The following is a 4,487-nucleotide window of genomic DNA, read 5'->3' on the forward strand; positions in this document are numbered from 1 at the left end:
GGCGGCGCCGACGTCGTGGAGGTGGGCCTGCCGCACAGCGACCCCGTCCTCGACGGGCCCGTCATCCAGACCGCCGACGACATCGCCCTGCGCGGCGGCGTGCGGATCGCCGACGTGCTGCGCACGGTCCGGGAGGCCCACCGGGCCACCGGGAAGCCGATCCTCGTCATGACGTACTGGAACCCCGTCGACCGCTACGGCGTCGAGCGGTTCGCCGCCGAACTCGCCGAGGCGGGCGGCGCCGGCTGCATCCTGCCCGATCTGCCCGTCCAGGAGTCGGCCCTGTGGCGGGAACACGCCGGCAAGCACGGCCTGGCGACCGTCTTCGTCGTCGCGCCCAGCAGCAGGGACGAACGGCTCGCCGAGATCACCGCGGCGGGCAGCGGCTTCGTCTACGCCGCCTCCCTCATGGGCGTCACCGGTACCCGCGAGTCCGTCGGCACCCAGGCCGAGAACCTCGTGGCCCGCGCCCGGGCGAGCCGCGCCGACCTGCCGGTGTGCGTCGGGATCGGCGTCTCCGACGCCGCCCAGGCCGCCGAGGTCGCCCGCTTCGCCGACGGCGTGATCGTCGGATCGGCCTTCGTCAAACGCCTGCTGGACGCCCCCGACCCGGCCGCGGGCCTCCAGGCCGTACGGGCGCTCGCGGGCGAGCTGGCCGAGGGCGTACGCGGCCGGTCCTGACGGCGTGTGCGGCCGGGTCCGGCCGCACCGGCTCCGGCCCGGCCGTCCCGCACCCGGGACGCCGGCGCCGGAGCCCCGTCCCCGGCAGACGCTCCGCCGTTGGTCATACGGGTCCCTCGTACGGGTGGATCTGGGTCCGGGGAGGCGCGCAGCGCCTCCCCGGTTCGTTCTGCGGGGTGTGAGCGAGAAGAACCGTGAGGGAAAGCGCACCGCCCGTGAGCGGCTGGCGGTCGAGCGCGAGAAGCAGAAGTCGGCGGACAGGCGTCGCCGCACCCTGATCGTGGGGGCGAGCGTGGTCTGCGTCCTGGCACTCGCGGCGGTGATCGGCGTGGTCGCCGCCAACGCGGGCAAGGACGACGGCAGAGAGGAGGCGGGCCCGGTGGTGGCGCCCTCGGGGGCGCTCGGCAAGGACGGCCTGGCCATCCCGGTCGGCAAGGAGAGCGCCAAGTCCACCCTCACCGTGTGGGAGGACTTCCGCTGCCCCGCCTGCAAGTCCTTCGAACTGGCGTACCGGCCCACCCTCCACGAGCTGACCGAGTCCGGCCAGCTGAAGATCGAGTACCACCTCGTCACGCTGATCGACGGGAACATGGGCGGCACCGGCTCCCGCAACTCCGCCAACGCGGCGGCCTGCGCCCAGGACGCCGGCAAGTTCACCGAGTACCACGACGTGCTGTTCGACGACCAGCCCCCGGAGACGGACGACGCCTTCGCCGACAACGCCGAGCTGATCGAGCTGGCCGGCAAGGTCAAGGGCCTCGACACCCCCGCCTTCCGCAGTTGCGTGGAGGACGGCACGCACAACAGCTGGGTCGCCAAGTCCAACGAGGCCTTCCAGAAGGGCCGCTTCCCCGGCACGCCGACCGTCCTGCTCGGCGACGAGAACATCTACCAGGACCGCACGATGACCCCGGCGAAGCTGAGGAAGATGGTGGAGGAGGCCAACCGGCAGTAGGGCCGCGAGCCTTCCCGTTATGGACCCGTAGCCGGACCGCCCGCCGTGGGGCCGGTCCGGCGCGGTAGCGTCGACCCTGCCATGGAACTTGCCTACATTCCCAGTCCGTCGAGCGGGGTGCTGCACCTCGGCCCCGTTCCGCTCCGCGGCTACGCCTTCAGCATCCTCGCCGGCCTCTTCGTCGCCCTCTGGATCGTCGACCGCCGGTGGGTGGCACGCGGCGGCCAGAAGGGAACCGCCTGGGACATCGCGTTCTGGGCCGTCCCGTTCGGCCTGGTCGGTGGTCGCCTCTACCACGTGATCACCGACTACCAGCTCTACTTCGGCGAGGGCCGGAACTGGGTCGACGCCTTCAAGATCTGGGAGGGCGGCCTCGGCATCTGGGGCGCCGTCGCGCTGGGCGCGGTGGGTGCCTGGATCGGCTGCCGGCGCCGGGGCATCGCCCTGCCGCCGTACGCCGACGCCCTGGCCCCCGGTCTGGCGCTGGCGCAGGCGATCGGACGCTGGGGCAACTGGTTCAACCAGGAGCTGTACGGGCGGGAGACGGACCTTCCCTGGGCCCTGCACATCACCTCCACGGAGGGCGGCCGGGTACCGGGGTACTACCACCCGACGTTCCTCTACGAGTCGCTGTGGTGCGTGGGCGTCGCCCTGCTGGTCATCTGGGCGGACCGCCGCTTCAAGCTCGGCCACGGGCGGGCGTTCGCCCTGTACGTCGCCGCGTACTGCGCGGGCCGCTTCTGGATCGAGTACATGCGCGTCGACGAGGCCCGCGAGATCCTGGGCCTGCGGCTGAACAACTGGACCGCGATGATCGTGTTCGTGCTCGCGGTCGTGTACTTCGTGGTGTCGGCGAAGCGGCGCCCGGGACGCGAGACCGCGGTGGAGCCGGGCGCGGCCGGCGCCGGGGGCACGACGGACGGTTCCGCCGGGGGCGACGGCACCACGGACGCGGCCGGGGGCGGTTCCGGAACCGGGACGGCCGAGTCGGAGAGCGCCGGCGAGGACGGCGGGGCGGGGTCCCCAAAGGCGAAGGAAGAGACCGGGGCGAAGAAGCCGGACGCCGGGGGGAAGGCCGGCGCGAGCCCGAAGGCCGGCGCGAGCGCTAAGGGTGACGTGAGCCCGGAGACCGGCGACGGCGCGGCGGGCGACGACGCCGCCGGGCCGGGTGACGCGAAGGCCGAGGGCGCCGGGGACACGGGGGCCGGGACCGCGGACTCCGGGGACGCGCGCTCCAAGGACGGGGCCGGGTCGGCGAAGAAGAGCTGACGGTCCGCCGGGCCGGCGGCCCGTGGCACGGGAACGACGTCGTGGGGCGTCCGGGGACTCCGGGCGCCCCACGGGCGTGTGCGCGGGGCCTCACGGGCGGCGGGCCAGGGACAGGACCCGCCGGGCGGCCGCCACCACCGCCGCGTCGACGAAGCGGCCGTCGGGAAGCGCCTGGGCGCCCTGTTCGCCGGCCGCCGCCTTGACGACCGTCTCCGCCCGCTCGATCTCCTCCTGGGTGGGCAGGTAGGCGCACGCGATGACCGGCAGCTGGCGCGGGTGGACGGCGGCGCGGCCCAGGAAGCCCAGGGCGCGGCCCCGGGCGCAGGAGGCGCGGAGACCGTCCAGGTCGCGGATGTCCGGGTGGACGGACTGGGCGGGCGGGGCCAGGCCCGCCGCCCGCGCGGCGACGACCACCCGGGAGCGGGACCAGTCGAGGCCCGCGTCGTCGTGCACGCCGAGGTCGGTCCGCAGGTCCTCCTCGCCGATCGAGATGCCGCGCAGGGCCGGGTGGGCGGTGGCCACATCGTGCGCCCGCTCGATGCCGAGGGCCGTCTCCAGCAGCGCGTGCAGACCGGGCGCGCCGCCCCGGGCGGACGCGGTCCGCCGGGCGACCCGGACGACGTCGGCGGGCGAGGACACCTTGGGCAGCCGCAGGCCGGCCAGGCCCGCCAGGCCCCCGGCCGGGGCGACGGCGGCGAGGTCGGCCTCGCCCCACGGGCCGGCCAGGGCGTTGACCCGGACGTGGACCGGGACCGGCTGCGGGTCGCTCAGCAGCTCGGCGCAGGCGGCACGGGCGTACGCCTTGCGGTCGGGGGCGACGGCGTCCTCCAGGTCGATCACCACCACGTCGGCCCCGGAGGCGAGCGCCTTTGCCACCACACGCGGCCGGTCGCCCGGCGCGTACAGCCAGGTCAGCGGGGGCGGTGCCGTCACAGCGCGCCTTCCGCGCGCAGGGCCGTCAGCTCGGCCGGGGTGAGGCCCAGCGCGGTCAGGACCTCGTCGGTGTCGGCGCCGTGCGGGCGGCCCGCCCAGCGGATCGCGCCGGGGGTGTGCGAGAGCCGGAAGAGGACGTTCTGCATGCGCAGCGGGCCCAGCTCGGGGTCGTCCACCGTGGTGATCGTGTCCAGGGCCCGGTACTGCGGGTCGGCCATCACGTCCCGTACGTCCTGGACGGGCGCCGCCGCGGCCTCGGCCTTCTCGAAGGCGGCGAGCACGTCGGCACGGGTGCGGCGGGCGATCCAGCCGCCCACCGCCTCGTCGAGGGCGTCCGCGTGCTCCGCGCGGCCGGCACCGGTGGCGAACCAGGGCTCGTCGACCAGCTCGGGCCGCCCCACCAGCCGCATCACCCGCTCGGCGACCGACTGGGCCGAGGTGGAGACGGCGACCCAGGTGCCGTCGGCGGTGCGGTAGGTGCCGCGCGGGGCGTTGTTCTGGGAGCGGTTGCCGGTGCGCGGCTGGACGTGGCCGAGCTGGTCGTACCAGGTGGGCTGGGGTCCGAGCGCGGTGAGGATCGGTTCGATGAGGGCCATGTCGACGACCTGGCCCTCGCCGGTGCTCTCCCGCCCGGCGAGGGCCAGGTCGT

General features: G+C 75.1%; 5 protein-coding genes. 3 read left to right on the forward strand and 2 right to left on the reverse strand.

Annotated elements, in window-relative coordinates:
• From trpA to lgt, 3 genes are all read left to right on the forward strand, one after another.
• On the forward strand, positions 1–681 hold a 681-nt coding region (trpA, locus tag AOK18_RS19040), incomplete at its 5' end, for a tryptophan synthase subunit alpha (RefSeq protein ID WP_055695157.1).
• A gap of 178 nt (positions 682–859) precedes the next feature.
• Positions 860–1,636 carry a DsbA family protein gene (locus AOK18_RS19045; protein WP_055574500.1) on the forward strand — a complete coding sequence of 259 codons (777 nt, stop codon included), beginning with the start codon at positions 860–862 and terminating at the stop codon, positions 1,634–1,636.
• A gap of 81 nt (positions 1,637–1,717) precedes the next feature.
• A complete protein-coding gene (lgt, locus tag AOK18_RS19050) occupies positions 1,718–2,905 on the forward strand; it encodes a prolipoprotein diacylglyceryl transferase (RefSeq protein ID WP_079105092.1) in 1,188 nt (395 codons plus the stop codon).
• 90 nt (positions 2,906–2,995) lie between these two features.
• Here lgt and AOK18_RS19055 read toward each other — a convergent pair whose 3' ends face one another.
• Entirely contained in the window at positions 2,996–3,838 is an 843-nt protein-coding gene (locus AOK18_RS19055; RefSeq protein ID WP_055575218.1) for an HpcH/HpaI aldolase/citrate lyase family protein, read from the reverse strand.
• A partial coding sequence (locus AOK18_RS19060; RefSeq protein ID WP_206281561.1) for a CoA transferase occupies positions 3,835–4,487 on the reverse strand: 653 nt, incomplete at its 5' end. The genes AOK18_RS19060 and AOK18_RS19055, both read right to left, overlap by 4 nt.

Source organism: Streptomyces prasinopilosus, from assembly GCF_001419695.1.
In the GTDB taxonomy this organism is placed as follows: Bacteria; Actinomycetota; Actinomycetes; order Streptomycetales; family Streptomycetaceae; genus Streptomyces; species Streptomyces prasinopilosus.